This window comes from Pontiella sulfatireligans (genome assembly GCF_900890705.1).
In the GTDB taxonomy this organism is placed as follows: domain Bacteria; phylum Verrucomicrobiota; class Kiritimatiellia; order Kiritimatiellales; family Pontiellaceae; genus Pontiella; species Pontiella sulfatireligans.
The window spans coordinates 2,332,235-2,348,154 of the sequence record NZ_CAAHFH010000002.1; the positions used below are offsets into that span (position 1 = coordinate 2,332,235).

Consider the following 15,920-nt stretch of genomic DNA (forward strand, 5'->3'; position numbering starts at 1 on the left):
GCTTGAGGTCGATTGATTCAAGCGGTATATAGAACGCTCATTTTTTGCCGTGGAGAACGTTATGAAGGTATTGGTTAGCTGGCTGAAGGAATATGTTGATTTCGAGGACACCATCGAGGGCTTGTCGGACAAGTTGACTTTTGCGGGCCTGGAAGTGGAAGCGATCGAAACGATCGGCTCCGACTTTTCCGGCGTGGTGGTGGGGGAAGTAATCCATGTTGAGCCGCATCCCGGCGCGGACAAGCTTCGCATGTGCACGGTTGAATACGGCGCTGAAGAAACCATGCGCGTGGTTTGCGGCGCACCGAATGTTGAAATCGGCGGCAAGTATCCCTTTGCGCCGGTCGGCACGACGCTGCCGTGCGGCATTACGCTGAAAAAGGCCAAGATCCGCGGTGAGGTTTCCATGGGGATGCTCTGCGCCAAGGACGAACTGAGCCTGGGCGAAGACCATTCCGGGCTGCTCGTGCTCGACGCCGGCCTGGCGCCGGGAACCCCGTTTGTTGAAGTTTGGGGCGAGCCCGACACCGTCATCGAACTCGAAATCACCCCGAACCGCCCCGACTGCCTTTCGATGATCGGCGTGGCGCGCGAAATGGCGGTTTTGTATGGTTCCGAGCTAAAGGTTCCTGCTTTTGAAATCTCCGAAACCGGCGAAGACGTGAACGCCGAAATTTCCGTTGTTGTTGAAGATGCCGGAAAATGCCCGCGCTACACCGCCCGCGTTTTGAAGGATGCGAAAGTCGGGCCGTCGCCCGAATGGATGCAGAAGTGCCTCGAAGGCGCCGGCATCCGGCCCATCAGCAACATCGTCGACATCACCAACTATGTCATGCTTGAAACCGGCCACCCGCTGCACGCGTTCGACAAGGACACGGTAGCCGGCGGGCAGATTATCGTGCGCACCGCCAAGCCCGGCGAAAAGATGCACACGCTCGACGGTGTTGAGCGCGAATTAACGGAAGACATGCTCGTCATTGCCGATGCCGAAAAGGCGTCCGCCGTCGGTGGCGTCATGGGCGGGGGCGACAGCGAAATCAAGGACGGCACTTCAATCATTCTGCTTGAAGCGGCCGCGTTTGAAACGTCTACGATCCGCCACACCGCCAAAAAGCTCGGGTTGATTACCGACGCCTCATACCGCTTCCAGCGCGGCGTCAATACCGACTCCGTCGAGTGGGCGAGCCGCCGAGCGGCGTCGCTGATGTGTGAGCTGGCCGGAGCCTCGCTATGCCAGGGCGTTGTTGATGCCTATCCGGGCACGAAGGAACAGATTAAGATTCCATTCAGCTGGAAGCGCATCGAAGGCATGATCGGCGCGGAGATTCCGGCCGAGAAAATGAAGGGCATTTTCCGGACTCTCGAAATCGGCATCGAAGACGACAATGGCGAAACCGCCGTGGCCGTTGCGCCCAGCTTCCGCCTGGACTTGGAGCGTGAGGTGGATCTGGTCGAAGAGATTGCCCGAATCCACGGCGTCGACAATATTCCCGCCAAGATCCCGTTGGCGAAAGTGATCCCCACGGCCGATGATTCCCGCGTGCGCTCGATTGCCGTGCTGCGAAACAACCTGCAGGGACTCGGCGTCAGCGAAATCCTCAACTACACGCTCGTCAATCATCCGCTGCTCGACCTGCTCAATAAGGATGACCGCGAAAGCCGCGAAGAGCTTCCGCACCCCATCAGCGTTGACCAGTCCGTCCTGCGCACCTCGCTCATTCCGCAGCTGGTCGAGAGCCTCGGCCGAAATCATTCGCGCCAAGTGAACGAAGCGTGCTTCTACGAGCTTGGCCGCTCGTTCAGCCGAGTGGACGGCGCGCCGGTGCAAACCGAAACCGTATCGCTCGGCATGATGGGGCCGGTGGGTCGCTCGCTGCTCGAAAAGCGCGCGCCGGTTTCCGAAGAGGAAATGTTTGTCTGGATGAAGGGGCTGGTGGGAAAGCTGCTGTCTTCCCAGAAGCTTACGTCGGTTTCGTTCAAGGCCGAGGACCGGCCCGAATTCGAGGCCGGGAAAGCCGTTTCCGTTTTTGTCGACGGCGAAGCGGTTGGCTGCATGGGCTTGGTCAATAAGACCGCGCGCGATGAATGGCGCCTCACCGGGCCGGTGGCGGCCGGCGAAATCAAGCTCGAAACCCTGCTCAAAAACAGCTTCCAAGTGGCCAAGACCCAGGATTTGGCGCAGTTCCCGTCGATGAGCCGCGACATTGCTCTGGTGCTCGACGAATCCGTCAAGAACGAAGATGTGGTGCAGCTGATCGAAAAGTCGAATCCCAAGGATCTTGAATGTTTTGGCCTGTTCGATGTCTACCAAGGCAAAGGCATCGAAAAAGGAAAGAAGAGTTTGGCATATACCTTTGTCTACCGCTCCGCGAGGCAGACCCTAACGGATAAAAAGGTCAACAAGGTGCATCAAAAACTGATCGACTTCCTATGCAAACAGCTCGGTGCCTCTTTAAGAGAAGGCTAAGCATGGGTGCTCAACAGCGCAAAACCGGAATAGGCGGGTTCGAGTCATTGGCGCCCGCTGTTTTGCTTTTGCTCCTCTCCGCCTTCCCAGCGCTCGCCCAGAAGCATTCGCGGCTTGAGGAGCGTTCTTTGGAGCGCAAGGCGTTGGTCGAGAAGCTGGCTATGCAAGCGACGACGAATAAGAGAAAAGCCAGAGAATGGGCGCAGTCGAAGGGAAAGCCAGTTCGCTTTGAGCGCAACGGCAGACTCTATGAGCTCACGGAACTCCGGAATGGGGAGCCGGTCTATTACGTCACTTTCAATTATCATGCCGCTATCTCAACTGCAGCTGACAAAGTCCGCAATACAACGCCTTACAACCTGAACGGCGATGGATTGACCGTGGGAGTATGGGACGAAGGTTCGGTGCGCAACACGCATCAAGAATTCGGCACCCGCGTGAGCTTGAAAGACCCCTCCACCGCATTCGGCAACCATGGCACCCATGTGGCGGGAACCATTGGAGCGTCCGGTTATTCACTATGGAAGCAGGGAATGGCGCCTTCGGTTTTGATTGATTCATATGATTGGGATGATGACATCGCTGAAATGACGGGCGTGGCTTCAACTGCTCCCGGCCAAGCAACCAAGCTATATCTTTCCAACCACTCGTATGGGTTTACCATCAATGAGTCCTATTTGTTTGGAGAATATTGGTCAAGGCCAGCGTCCGTAGATGACGTTGTGTATGACAGCCCGTATTATTTGCCTTTTGTTTCCGCAGGAAACGAACAGGAGGATGTAATCGGGGGATTTGGAACCGTTTCTTCCTACGGCGTTGCAAAAAATGTGATAACGATTGGTGCCGTGAAGGATGCTGTTTCGGGGACAGCCAGGGCGTTGGGCAATGCAGACATGACGTACTTCAGTAGCTGGGGGCCGGTAAATGACGGCCGTATCAAGCCCGATATCGTAGCTAACGGGTGGGAAGTTGGTTCAGCTGGTTCGAGCTCGGATGACGCTTATTTTATTAGCAACGGAACCAGTATGGCGTCGCCAAATGCCTGTGGGTCGGCGGCGCTGCTGGTGGAATATTACAAAGAGTTGTTTTCCGGCGGGGCGATGCGTGCGAGCACGCTGAAGGGGCTGATCATTCATACGGCGGACAATTTGGGGAATGCAGGTCCGGATTATAAATTCGGCTGGGGGCTGATGAATACAAAGGCGGCGGCGGATCTGCTGAAGGATTATGCGGGAGGGGCACCCCTTAGGCTGACGGAAGCCACCGTCACGGCATCACAGCCAAGCGATACCTATGCGTTTCAGTGGAACGGGGTTGACCCAATTCGGGTGACGCTTTGCTGGACGGATCCCGCGGGTGCGGCCGATGCTGATGCCGAACCTGATCTGATCAACGATCTTGATTTGCAGATAGCAGGGCCGGGCGGACCATTTTACCCGTATAAGCTAAACAAAAACATTCCGGGGAATCCGGCCACAGCGAATAGTGAAAACAATGTGGATAATGTGGAGCAGGTGTATATTGCATCTCCATCGTCGGGCATGTACACGATCACCGTCGATTATGACGGTTCCTTGACCGGAACAACGCAGTGGTATTCGCTGCTGGTCAGCGGAAATTCCAGCGATTCCGATTTCGACGGCATGCCGGATTCGTGGGAGCAATTGTATTTCAGCAACCCAACCAATGGGGTGGCAACGGCGGATTTGGACGGTGACGGTTTGGATAATTTGGGAGAATACATCGCCGGCACACTGCCGAACGATACCGGTTCGGTGTTCAAAGTTACCGCGTTCAATGCGCCGCCGAGCAACGATGCGCCGTTTGTTTTGAATTGGTCGACCAAGCCGGGGCGCGTTTACAACGTGGGCTACTCTGGCAATCTGGTTTACTACCCATTCTCGGTGTTTGCCGACGGCACGAATCTGCCGTACACGCAGAACAGCTACACCGATGCGGTTGAACACGCCGGCTCCGCGCATTTCTACCACGTCGAAGTCCAGCTCGACCAATAAGCCCGAGGCTTTACTTTTGGCACAATAAAAGCTTCATGTATTGTTGCTCGGCGGTGGATGCCGGACAACCATTATGAATGCCCTTGCAATAGCCTGTTTGTATCTGGCGCTCAGCCTGTTTGGATCCCGTGTTCAGCAGGCGCCCGCGCCGGAAACCGCACTGCCGCCGTCATCGGCGGCTGTGGCACCTGTCCAATGCTTGGAAGAACGGGGCGATTCGATGCTGTTTGAAATCTCCGCCATGGTGCTGCCCTTCGATCGGGTTATTGCTGCCCCGTTTGACTAGCGGGTAATACGTTATAATATTAGTCGACATTGCAATCCGCCATTTCTATATTCCAATTCCTTATCAAACCAACGGGATATGAATTATGAAATGCGCCGCTATGTTTCTTGTCGGATCAATGTTTTTAATCGCCTCTTGCGGGAAGGAGGAACCGGTCAGTTATCTGGTGCCCAAGCAAGCGGCGCCTGAAGCTTCGGCCCAAAAGATGGGCTCGGATGCGGACAATCAGGCGGTATTGGCCGCCCACGCCGCCCAAACGGCGCTGGCCCCGGCGGGGACGGGCTTCACGGCGGAACTGCCGAAAGGGTGGACGGAGAAGGCTGGGTCCGGAATGCGCAAGGTCAGCTACTCCATCGAGGGAACCTCCATCGACTTTTACCTGATCTCCCTGACCATGGGCGACGTGCCGAGCAACGTTAACCGCTGGCGCGGGCAGGTTGGACTGCCCCCCGTCGCGCCCGAAGAGATTGCCAAAGAGGTTCAGACGTTCAAGGCCGGCGGCCACGATGTGAACTATATCGAAATCTACAATGCCGAGGGCGGAAAGGGCATCATTGCGGCCATTGTGGGTCTTTCGCCGAACTTCTGGTATTTCACCGCCAAAGGTTCCGTGACCGAGCTGCAGGCGAACGCTGCCGATCTCCGGACATTTCTTGAATCCCTCCAATTTGGAGGCCACAACCATTGAAGAAAATCGTCGATATTTTCCTCTCACTGAAATTGACGGTGGTGTTGCTGGCGCTGAGCATGGTGCTGGTGTTCGCCGGTACGCTGGCGCAGGTGGACAAGGGCATCTGGACGGTGGTGGATCAATACTTCCGCTGCATCATTGCCTGGATCGACCTGCCGGTCTTTTTCCCGCGCATGTGGGACATCCCGAATATCCGGATTCCGTTTCCGGGCGGCTATCTGATTGGCTGGCTGCTGGTCATTAACCTGATCACCGTGCACTGGGCGAGTTTCAAGGTCCAAGTCAACGGCGGGCGGCGTATTGCGGGGCTGCTGATGCTTTTGCTGGGCGTCGTCGTCACGTTGGGCGTCATGTTCGGCTGGGGCGCCGCCTCGGTGGCGGCCACGGAAAGCGATGCCTTCTGGCGCGTGTTCCTGCGTTTGGGGCGCGGCAGTCTGGCGGCGGTTGTATTCTACATAGCCTGCGTTCTCCTCTACCGCAAACGCGCGGGCATGGTGCTCCTGCACGGGGGCATCCTGTTCCTCATGGTTGGCGAATTCATGACGGCCATGTTTGCCGTCGAGGCCCGCATGACCATCAAAGAGGGTGAAACGGTCAACTATATCGACCACTCGCAGCAACTGGAAATTGCTTTTACAGAGGTATCCAATCCCGACCACGACACGGTAACCGTGCTCCCGCAGCGCAGCCTCAAGGAAGGCGCAGTCATTGCTTCGGAGCAGCTGCCGTTCGACGTGAAGATCAACCGCTATTATGTGAACTCGAACCGGCCGCAGCCGCTGGATTCCGTTCCGGACCGGGCTCGCAGCCTCTATCCGAAATACGAGGGCTACGGCTCGCGCCTGTATGTGGCCGAACAGTCTGAGGTGAGCGGCGCAACCGGCGCAATGAACGCCCCGTCGGTCGATGTCGAGCTGTTCGACCGCACCAGCGGCGCATCGCTCGGCCGCTATATTCTGAGCCTCTGGTTCTATCCCAACTTTGTGCAGCGCACCTGGGACATGCCCACCCGCATCAAGCTGGCCGGCAAGGAATACGAGGTCTACCTGCGCTTTCGCCGGGAATACCTCACTTCGCCGAGCGGCAGCCCTTTCTCGATCAAGCTGCTCGATTTCGTGCACGAAAAATATGAAGGCACACAGATGCCCAAGGATTTTGCCAGCCAGATCCTGCTGGTCAATGAAGGAGACGACATCGACCGCGAGCTGCGCATTTGGATGAATAATCCGCTGCGCTACGCCCGGCGGACGTTCTATCAGTCCGGTTATCTGCCCGACGACAGCGGCACCGTGCTGCAGGTGGTGCGAAACGACAGCTGGATGATTCCATATCTCGCGTGCATGATTGTATTTGTGGGTATGACTGCGCAGTTCCTGCAGTCGCTGCGCCGCTACCAGAGGAGCGATGACTAATGCGGAAAATAATCATCAATACGGTTGTCGTTTTGTTTGCGGTTTGGTTTTTCCAGAATGGCGTAAAGCTGCCGAAGGAAAGTGCGGACGAGTTTCAGGTCAATGCCTTTGGGCACCTTCCGGTAAAATACCAAGGGCGCAAGAAGCCGATCGATACGCTGGCGCGCAACTTTCTGACCGTGCTCTCGAACAAGCAGTCCGTTCGCGTGGACGGCGAAAAGGTTTCGGCGACCAAATGGTTGCTCGACAATATTGCTGGGCGGCCCGAGGCGATGGACTATCAAGTCTTCCGCATCGAAAACATGGATGTGCTCTCCAGCCTCGGCCTCGAAGAGCGCAAGCGCTTCCGCTATTCCTACCGCGAAATCCTCCCCAAAATCGGAGCGTTAGACGCCGCATCCCGCTCCGCCTACGCCAAAAGCGATAAAGAGCGCGACCTCTACGACAAGCAGGTCATGAAGGTGGCCAACAAGTTTTACCTCTACCAAAACTTTATGTCCGCCTTCGAAGATCCGTCGTCCATGCCGCAGGACCAGCTGCTTCCCACGGCGCAGCGCTACATGCAGCTGGAAAAATATTCCATTCCGCTGGTCATTCCCCCCAACGCCGGAAGCTCCAAGTGGCGGCCGCTGATGAGCGCGCTGCTGGCCAACCATCCGGCGATGCAGACCATGGGCCACGTGGGCGCCCCCGACCCGATGGCCGTTAATTTTGGCGTGATGCTCGCCGCCTACCGCGAAGGCCGCGTTGAGCTGTTCAACGATACGCTTTACGAATACGGCGCCCTGGTGCAGGCCGAGAATCCGGCCGTCTTCGAAAAGCTCTCCTTCGAAACCTTCTACAACCGCTTTGGCGCCTTTATGAAGTCGGCGCAGCTCTATCTGCTCGTCTTCGTGATCAGCTGCTTCGGCTGGCTGGCGCGCAAACGCGGGCCGATCAGCGCGGCGTTGGCGCTGATGATCTGCGCCTTCATCCCGCACACCTTCGCCATCATTGCGCGGTGCTTCCTTTCTGGCTATCCGCCGGTCACCAACCTGTACTCCTCCGCCATTTTCATCGGCTGGGCCTCCGTGCTCGCCGGCATCGTGCTGGAGGCGGTCTACCGCAAGGCCGACGGCATGGGCAACTTGGTCGGCGGCATTGCCGGCTTCGTTACGCTGCTGATTGCCCATTTCCTCGCCGGCGACGGCGATACGATGGAGCAGATGCGCGCCGTGCTCGACACTCGCTTCTGGCTGGCCACGCACGTCATCACCGTCACCCTCGGCTACATGGCTACCTTCGTGGCCGGCACCATCGGCGTTTTCTACATTGCTGCAGGCCTTTTGACCCGTCGGGTCGACGAGGCCACCAACGCAAACATGGTGCGCATGATGTACGGCACCGTCTGCTTCGCTCTGCTGCTCAGCTTTGTCGGCACCGTTCTCGGCGGCCTTTGGGCCGACGATTCGTGGGGTCGCTTCTGGGGATGGGACCCCAAGGAAAACGGCGCGCTGCTGATCGTTATCTGGAATGCCATCCTGCTGCACGCCCGCTACGGGAAAATGGTGGGCAACCGCGGCTTCGCCGTCATGGCCGTTGCCGGCAACATCGTTACCGCCTGGTCGTGGTTCGGCGTCAACCAGCTCAGCGTCGGCCTGCACTCCTACGGCTTCACGCAGTCCGCCACCTTTTGGCTTCTCGTTTTCGTCATAACCCAACTCGCCGTCATCTTCGCCGGCCTCCTGCCTTCCAAGGTTTGGAAAAGCGGGCAAGAGGGCTAGCGGTTCGGTCTTTGCCGGAAGCGCTTGCTCAAACCGTGTAGGACTCGGCGGCGTATTTGTTGATCAGCTTGATGAGCTGCTTTTGGTTGATCGGTTTTGAAATATAGTCGGTCATGCCGCTGTCGATGCATTTCTTCCGATCGTCCTTCATGGCGTTCGCCGTGATGGCAATGATGGGAATGTCGCAGTGCGGATCGCGCAAAGCCCGGATCTTGCGGGTGGCTTCGAAGCCGTCCATGACCGGCATTTCACAGTCCATGAACATGATGTCGTAGTGTTCTTTTCGAATTTGCAGGACGGCGTCCCTTCCGTTGTCGGCGGTGTCGACCCTGCATCCGGCTTTGGCAAGAATGGCGGCCCCGACTTTTTGGTTTACCTTGTTGTCCTCTACGAGCAGCACACGCGCCCCTTTGCGAAGAAGGGTGTCGAGCGCTAAGATGGCTTCCGAGTTGTTCGCCTGGGGCAGAGAGAGGTTGAAGTAGAAGGTTGAACCTTCGCCTTCTGAACTGTCCAGCCCAATAACGCCCCCCATCAGCTCCACCTGCCGCTTGCAAATGGCCAGCCCGAGGCTGGGTTCTCCATGGCGCCGCTGATCTGCCGCGCCCGCTTCAAAGAGGGAATCCTGCTTCTCGGCAGGAATGCCGATGCCGGTATCAATCACCTGGAAGTTGAGCCCTGCGCCTGATGGAGTTATGGAGCGGCATTCAATGTTGAGCATTACTGAGCCTTGGTGGGTGTATTTAATCGCGTTGTCCAGCAGGGTTGCGAGCGCCTGCTCAACCAATCTTTCGTCGCCGATAAGGTAGAGCGGGACGCTGCTCTGGCACTGGCATGCCAAGTTGATGCAGGATGCATCGGCGAGGGGTTGAAAGCGCTGCTGGAACTTCTTGCACATTTCCCGGATATCAAAAGGTTCCAGCAGGAGCTCCATCTGGCCGGATTCGATTTTGGCAATATCGAGCACATGGTTGATGAGCTCCAGTAGTCCCGCGGAGGATTGCTGGATGATTTCAATGTAGTTTTCACGTTCGTTGGTTAGATGTTTTTCGTTCAGCAGCTGCGCCATTCCGACAATGTCGTTGAGCGGGGTGCGGATGCCTCGACTCATGCCCGCAAGGAATCTGCTTTTGCTCTGACTGGAGCGTTCAGCCAATTTTTGTGCGTTTTCGGCCATCTCTTTAGAGTCTTCAGCCAGCTGCCGCGCGGCATGGATTTTTTCTTCGGCTTCCTTGCGCAGCGTGATGTCGCGGACATGCAGCTGCAATGCCTGATGCCCGCCGCGCTGCTGAAGGCAGCCGGTCATTTCAACGGGAACCACGCAGCCGTCCGCGGTCTGGAGTGCTCCTTCGTATCGCTGCCGCCCGCCCGCGAACCATTCCTGCAGCTTTCCGGAGACTTCGTTTCGCAGCGTGGTTGGGGCAAGGTCGTTGATGGATTGAGTCAGCAGCGTCCGCTTGTCCACCTGGACGGCCTCGCAGGCACACGTATTGGCCTTAATGATTTTCCCGCCATCGTCTACCAGAAAAATTGCATCCGGCGAGTTTTCGAAAAGGTCGCGCAGGTGCGCCGCGCTGTCGAGATGCCGCCGGGCCTCCTTGGCCATTTCTTTTTGGAGTTCTTGATTGCGGTAAAGGATGAGCAGGATGATGGACGCGGCAAGGGCTCCCGTTATGTAGGCCGGCGCCGATGCCGCACAGGCGGTCGCACCGGCGAATATCGCCAGCGTTATAACGGCCGTTTTTATAAAAGATAGTTCAGTTTTCTGGTGTTGCACGTGGTTTCCCTTTTCATTGTGCGTGTGCAACACTTTAAGCACTATCCATACCACCTCCGGATTGAATGCGGATAGGCTGGCACCTTTTTCCGGCTTTTGGGGTGAGCCAAAAAAAAAAGCTCTGTCGCTTGCGCAACAGAGCTTGAAACTTGGGGTGAAAGACGGGATTTGAACCCGCGGCCTCCTGAACCACAATCAGGCGCTCTAACCAACTGAGCTACAATCACCACTCGAAGGAGACGCAAAAGATAGCGTTACCGCATAGAAAATCAACCGTTTTTCGCGGAAAAGTTGATTGAGCGAGTTGCCTCGCATTAAACGGCTCCGCGGATTTGCAGCGGAGCGGCTTTGGCTGGGGTGCTGTTTCCGAGGGGTTGGCTCTTTTCGAGATAGGTTTTTTTACGTAGCATGCATTGATTAATGCAATGCGTGGGGGTTGGGTGTGAGAAGGGTACTCTGCAGTATATTGATCGGTGCGTCCGTGCTTGCGGTGAAGGGGCAGGGGACGGTGGCGTTTGAGCAGTTGCGCGCGCGCGCTGAAAACGGATTTCCTGCGGCTCAATATAATTTGGCCGTGATGTACGAGTCGGGCGATGGGGTTGCCCAGAATTTTAAGAAGGCGGTGGAGTGGTATCGCAAGGCGGCCGAGGCGGAGTATCCAGAGGCGCAGTATAATCTCGGGGTGTGCTGCCTTGCTGGACGCGGCGTGGCGCTGGACGAGGCTCTTGGTGCGGCGTGGTTCCAAAAAGCGGCGGTCAACGGCAACGAGCGCGCCCAGCATAATCTAGGCTATTGCTATTTTGCCGGTCGGGGCGTTTCGCAAAATTACCAGCGGGCGGTTTTGTGGTTCGAAAAGGCGGCACGGCAGGGCGACCCCGATGCTCAGTATAACCTTGGTTTGTGTCATGCCGAGGGGAAGGGAACAACGCAGAATGCGGCCAAGGCCGTCAAGCTCTACACCGCGGCGGCCCGGCAGGGCCACTCCGAGGCGCTGTATGCCTTGGGTTGCTGCTACTTGACGGGAACGGGTATTGAGCCCGATGCCGTTCGTGCGGTGACCTGCTATGAAAAGGCCGCTAATTCCGGCTACGCAAAGGCGCAGTACAGCTTGGCGGTCTGCCTCCAAAAGGGCGCGGGCACTCCTCAGAACCTTCAAAAGGCGTTGCTCCGTTTTGTTCAAGCGGCTGAGCAAGGGGATGTGGATGCGGAATACGGCCTCGCCCTCTGCTACGCCGAAGGCATGGGAGCCGATCAAGATCCGGTCAAGGCGGTTGAGTTTTTCCGCAAGGCGGCCGGCCGGGGCCATGTCGAGGCCCAGTGCGAGTTGGGCTATTGTTTCAGCGACGGGCAGGGGGTGGAGCAGAGCCATGAAAAGGCGGTGGAATGGTTTCGGCTGGCAGCGGAGCAGGGGCATGCCGACGCTCAGTTCAGGTTGGGGTTCTGCTATTTCAAAGGCACGGGCGTGTCGCAGAAGAAAAGCGTGGCGGCGGACTGGTTTCTTAAGGCGGCGGGGCAGGGTTCTTCCACGGCATGCTACAACCTAGGCATTTGCTATGAAGAGGGGGAGGGCGTGCCCCTGAATCCAGCGAAGGCGGCTCAGTGGTATCTTGAGTCGGCCAAGCTCGGACTCGGCTATGGCCAGGAGGCGGTGAGCCTTTGCTGTTTTATGGGAAACGGGCTGCCCCAAAGTAAAGTGGACGGCTATGCTTGGGCGCTGTTGGCGGCGGGCAACGGATGCGATGCACTGGATAACGAGCACATCCGTGCGTTGGAGGACAACGAGCGCTCTGCCGGACGTGAACGGGCCGATGCGCTGCTGGCCACGATGCCTCAGTAGGTGCGTTCGGCGGTTCTTCCAAACAAAAAAGCCCGCTCTCGGCGGGCTCTCGGCGTATAAACAAGGAATGGGCCTATTGCGACAGGCCGGGGATGGAGCGCGAGCCTTCCCACGATTGGGGCGTGTTCCAGGGCATGTCGGAATATTCCTGTTCGTCCCGGTAGTCGTCGTTGGTGGCGCAGCCGGCCAGCACGATTGTAGCGGCGGCAAGAATCAGAGATAAGGCTATGGATGGTTTTTTCATGAGTAAAAAAGAACCGCCCCGACAAGCCGGGGCGGCATCTATTCAAAAACGAAATGCTTAGAGCACAGCGTCTTTAGCAGCTTTTGCAATGCGGAACTTCAGAACGGTTTTAGCCGCAATCTGAATGGTTTCGCCAGTGGCCGGGTTGCGACCCATGCGGGCTGCGCGGTCAACCTTAACGAGCTTGCCGAGGCCAGGAATGGTAAAGCCGTCAGCAGCGCCTTCGTATGCGAGCTCTGCGAGGCCCTCGAGGGCGTCTTTTGCCTGAACTTTAGTGATGTCTGCTTTTTCTGCAACCGCTGCAATGATCTGTGATTTAGTCATAGGTTTTCCCATTGTGTAATCTCCTCGAGCTTTCCTGGTTAATTCCAACACAGCCGTCCGACTCCGTATCGGATCAGCAAAGAAAATTACTAGGGTATTCCTTTCTGCTTAGCAATAGGAAAATACACGAAAAACCAATATTCATAGGGGTGGAGTTAGGGTTTTGTGTGTTGAGGCAGGTAAAGCGATTAAGGCGATCATATTATCTGGTCTTTTGTCGCCTTCCGGCTTGCGCGCTCCGATCCAATCTGTTTCCATTTCGCTGACGGGCGATGATATGCCACATGCAGATCGTTCGGCGGGTTGCGGTCTGGAGTTGAAAGTCGGGGCTGCGCCTCATGGGAAACTGTTCTTCGGACATGGTTTTGAAGGGCGGTTTGTTTTTGTAAAAGGTTATGAATGGTTGCTTTGCTAACAATTTGCTTTGTTGCGGCGTTGATTGCTCCGTTGATGCACTGGGCTTTGCCGAAGTATGCGGGAGTCGCGCTGGTGGGCGCGCCGCTGGCCATGCTTGCATGGCTGCTCAAGCAACTTCCGGAGGTGATGCACGGTCATCCCATCGAGCAAACTTTCCAATGGGTGGAAGGCCTTGGGCTTGAATTGGCATTCCGTTTGGACGGCCTTTCGCTCTTGTTTGCCCTGATCATCAGCGGCATTGGTGCGCTGATCATTTTATACACGCAGGGCTATTTTAAGGGCCATCCGCAGCAAGGGCGCTTCCTGATGTACATCATTGCGTTCATGGCTTCCATGCTCGGGGTGGTGCTGGCGGACAATTTATTGCTGGTTTTCATCTTCTGGGAACTGACTAGTTTCACCTCCTATTTGCTGATCGGTTTCAACCACGAAAGCGAGGATGCCCGCGCCGCCGCGCTGCAGGCGATGCTCGTGACGGTTCTCGGCGGACTCTTTCTTTTGGCGGGACTGATTCTGATGGCCGACGCGACCGGCACTTGGCGTGTTTCTGAAATCCTCCAGCGGGGCGCGGAGCTGCGGGCGCACGAACATTATCTGCCGATTTTGATTCTCGTCTGCATCGGAGCCTTCACCAAGTCGGCCCAGTTCCCGTTCCATTTCTGGCTGCCCAACGCCATGCAGGCCCCGACGCCCGCCAGCGCCTACCTGCATTCCTCCACCATGGTCAAAGCCGGCGTCTATCTGCTGGCCCGTCTGCACCCTGCGCTTGGCGGAACGGAAGAATGGACCGTCATTCTGACAACGATCGGCGCGGCCACCTTTCTCGTTGGCGCAATCATGGCGCTTGGCCAGCACGTGCTCAAGCGGCTGCTCGCCTACACCACCGTCTCTGCGCTTGGCGCAATGGTCATGCTGCTGGGTGTCGGCACAGAGGAGAGCATTAAGGCCATGGCCGCGTTTGTGCTCGCCCATGCCTTCTACAAAGCTACGCTTTTCTTGGTGGCTGGCGGCATCACCCACGAAACTGGCGGCGAAACCTCCATCGACAAACTCGGAGGCCTGCGCAAGGCCATGCCATTCTCATTTGTCTGCGCCATGTTGGCCGCGGTTTCGATGGGCGGCATATTTCCCTCCTTCGGCTTTGTGGCCAAGGAAACCTGGATCCACGCATTGGAGCACCATCCGTTGCTGGTGCTGGCCACGGTGCTCGGTGGCGCGGCCTATGTGCTGGTCGGATTTTCTACAGGATGGAAGCCTTTCATGGGCAAGATGCCCGCCGGACTGCATGCCCACGAAGTGCCGCTCTCGATGCGCATTGGACCGCTGGTGCTCGGGCTCGGCTGCTTTGTGCTGGCGTTCACGTGCGGGCCCATCGGCGCTGCGCTGGTTGAGCCGGCCGCTTCGGCGATCGCCGCCGACCATCTTCATGTTCATCTGCATTTATGGGGCGGCTTTAATAAGGTGCTGGCCATCAGTCTGGTCACGGTGCTCATCGGCGTTGGCTTTTGCTTTGCCCGTCCGTTCTTCCTTGGCGTGGCGGGGCGACTCGGCGGTCTTGCCCGCTTTGGCCCCGACGCAACCTACCAATTGCTTCTTTCTTCGGTGCTGAAGTTTGCCTCGTGGCAGACGCGTGCGCTGCAGACGGGTATTTTGCGCGACTACATCCGCATTACGGTCCTCGCTACAGTGGCTTTGGTCGGCGCATCCTTTATCCGCGCCGGCGGTTTCCAGCGTTGGGAAAACCTGTCGCCGGTCTCCGTGCGGGTTGCATTGATTTCCGTGCTGATGGTTCTGGCCGCGTTCGCCACGGTTCATTCCAAATCGCGCCTGCGGTCGATTCTTTCGCTGGGCGTGGTCGGCTACAGCATGGCCATACTCTTCACTTTTTTCGGCGCGCCCGATCTCGCCATGACGCAGCTGGTGATTGAAACGTTGACCGTGATTCTGCTGGCGCTGGCGTTCTATCACCTGCCGACCTTCAGCCACGGCTCAGCCGTCCGCACACGCGCCATCGACGCCGCGATTGCCATCGGGGCGGGGGTGGCCATCACGCTGCTGGTGCTGGCCGCGCTGCATGTCCAAACCCCGACGCCTGTTTCGGACTATTATCTGGACCATAGCTACAAAGCGGCGCACGGCCGCAATGTGGTGAATGTGATCCTCGTCGACTTCCGGGCCTTGGATACGCTCGGCGAAATCACCGTGCTGACCATCGCCGCGCTGGGTGCGTTTGCCCTGCTTAAGCTGCGGCCGAAAAAAGAGGAGGCGCCGAAATGACCTCCATCATTCTTAGAACCGCCACGCGCTACATGTTTCCGCCGTTGCTGGTCTTTTCGGTTTATGTCCTGCTGCGTGGCCACCACTATCCGGGCGGCGGATTCGTGGGCGGGCTTTTCGCCGGATCGGCTTTCGCGCTGTATGCGCTGGCTTTCTCCGCCGCCGATGCGCGGAAGCTGCTGCGCTTTGATACTCGCGACATTACCGCGTTTGGCTTGGCCGTCGCGTTGATCAGCGGGATCCCGCCGTTGTTTTGCGGGAATGCCTTTCTAACAGGTACGTGGTGGAAGATGCCTTTGCTGACGGGGGGCGTGCTGGATATCGGCACGCCGCTCGTTTTCGACATCGGTGTCTATCTGGTGGTGCTCGGCGTGCTGCTGACGCTCGTCTTTACGCTTGGGGAGGAGGAATAG

General features: G+C 57.4%; 13 protein-coding genes and 1 tRNA gene. 10 read left to right on the top strand and 4 right to left on the bottom strand.

Translation table 11 applies throughout. The annotated features are described in order from the left end of the window. Positions 1-61: 61 nt before the first annotated feature. The 6 genes from pheT to SCARR_RS22495 all read left to right on the top strand — a co-directional run bounded on the left by pheT (position 62) and on the right by SCARR_RS22495 (position 8,634). On the top strand, positions 62-2,467 hold the full coding sequence (gene pheT / locus SCARR_RS22470; protein WP_136063881.1) for a phenylalanine--tRNA ligase subunit beta: 2,406 nt from the start codon (positions 62-64) through the stop codon (positions 2,465-2,467). A gap of 2 nt (positions 2,468-2,469) precedes the next feature. Further along, entirely contained in the window at positions 2,470-4,482 is a 2,013-nt protein-coding gene (locus SCARR_RS22475; protein ID WP_168433541.1) for a S8 family serine peptidase, read from the top strand. Between the two features lie 73 nt (positions 4,483-4,555). Beyond that, on the top strand, positions 4,556-4,768 hold the full coding sequence (locus SCARR_RS22480) for a hypothetical protein (RefSeq protein ID WP_136063885.1): 213 nt from the start codon (positions 4,556-4,558) through the stop codon (positions 4,766-4,768). A gap of 85 nt (positions 4,769-4,853) precedes the next feature. Beyond that, positions 4,854-5,456, top strand: coding sequence for a hypothetical protein (locus SCARR_RS22485; protein ID WP_136063887.1), 603 nt, complete (start codon positions 4,854-4,856; stop codon positions 5,454-5,456). Beyond that, the gene (locus tag SCARR_RS22490; protein WP_136063889.1) at positions 5,453-6,871 is read left to right on the top strand and encodes a cytochrome c biogenesis protein ResB; all 1,419 of its coding nucleotides are present in this window, start codon (positions 5,453-5,455) and stop codon (positions 6,869-6,871) included. Before SCARR_RS22485 ends, SCARR_RS22490 begins: the two co-directional genes overlap by 4 nt. Continuing rightward, on the top strand, positions 6,871-8,634 hold the full coding sequence (locus SCARR_RS22495) for a cytochrome c biogenesis protein (RefSeq protein ID WP_136063891.1): 1,764 nt from the start codon (positions 6,871-6,873) through the stop codon (positions 8,632-8,634). Before SCARR_RS22490 ends, SCARR_RS22495 begins: the two co-directional genes overlap by 1 nt. Positions 8,635-8,662: 28 nt before the next feature. Here SCARR_RS22495 and SCARR_RS22500 read toward each other — a convergent pair whose 3' ends face one another. Further along, entirely contained in the window at positions 8,663-10,408 is a 1,746-nt protein-coding gene (locus tag SCARR_RS22500) for a response regulator (protein WP_136063893.1), read from the bottom strand. A gap of 150 nt (positions 10,409-10,558) precedes the next feature. Continuing rightward, positions 10,559-10,635: transfer RNA gene (locus SCARR_RS22505), tRNA-His, on the bottom strand. Positions 10,636-10,850: 215 nt separating this feature from the next. Here SCARR_RS22505 and SCARR_RS22510 point away from each other — a divergent pair. After that, the gene (locus SCARR_RS22510; protein WP_136063895.1) at positions 10,851-12,245 is read left to right on the top strand and encodes an SEL1-like repeat protein; all 1,395 of its coding nucleotides are present in this window, start codon (positions 10,851-10,853) and stop codon (positions 12,243-12,245) included. 73 nt (positions 12,246-12,318) lie between these two features. Here the strand turns inward: SCARR_RS22510 and SCARR_RS28385 are convergent, their stop codons facing one another. Next, positions 12,319-12,489: a hypothetical protein gene (locus tag SCARR_RS28385; RefSeq protein ID WP_168433542.1), complete on the bottom strand. Its 171-nt coding sequence runs from the start codon at positions 12,487-12,489 to the stop codon at positions 12,319-12,321. A gap of 57 nt (positions 12,490-12,546) precedes the next feature. After that, on the bottom strand, positions 12,547-12,813 hold the full coding sequence (locus SCARR_RS22515; RefSeq protein ID WP_222846411.1) for an HU family DNA-binding protein: 267 nt from the start codon (positions 12,811-12,813) through the stop codon (positions 12,547-12,549). A 163-nt stretch (positions 12,814-12,976) separates the two neighbouring features. On the opposite strand from SCARR_RS22515, the gene SCARR_RS22520 reads away from it, so the two are divergent. The 3 genes from SCARR_RS22520 to SCARR_RS22530 are packed head-to-tail and all read left to right on the top strand — an operon-like array spanning position 12,977 to position 15,920. After that, positions 12,977-13,228, top strand: a complete 252-nt coding sequence (locus SCARR_RS22520; protein WP_136063899.1) for a hypothetical protein — start codon at positions 12,977-12,979, stop codon at positions 13,226-13,228. After that, the gene (gene mbhE, locus SCARR_RS22525; protein ID WP_136063901.1) at positions 13,213-15,507 is read left to right on the top strand and encodes a hydrogen gas-evolving membrane-bound hydrogenase subunit E; all 2,295 of its coding nucleotides are present in this window, start codon (positions 13,213-13,215) and stop codon (positions 15,505-15,507) included. The genes SCARR_RS22520 and mbhE overlap by 16 nt, the downstream gene beginning before the upstream one ends. Next, on the top strand, positions 15,504-15,920 hold the full coding sequence (locus tag SCARR_RS22530; RefSeq protein WP_136063903.1) for a Na+/H+ antiporter subunit B: 417 nt from the start codon (positions 15,504-15,506) through the stop codon (positions 15,918-15,920). Before mbhE ends, SCARR_RS22530 begins: the two co-directional genes overlap by 4 nt.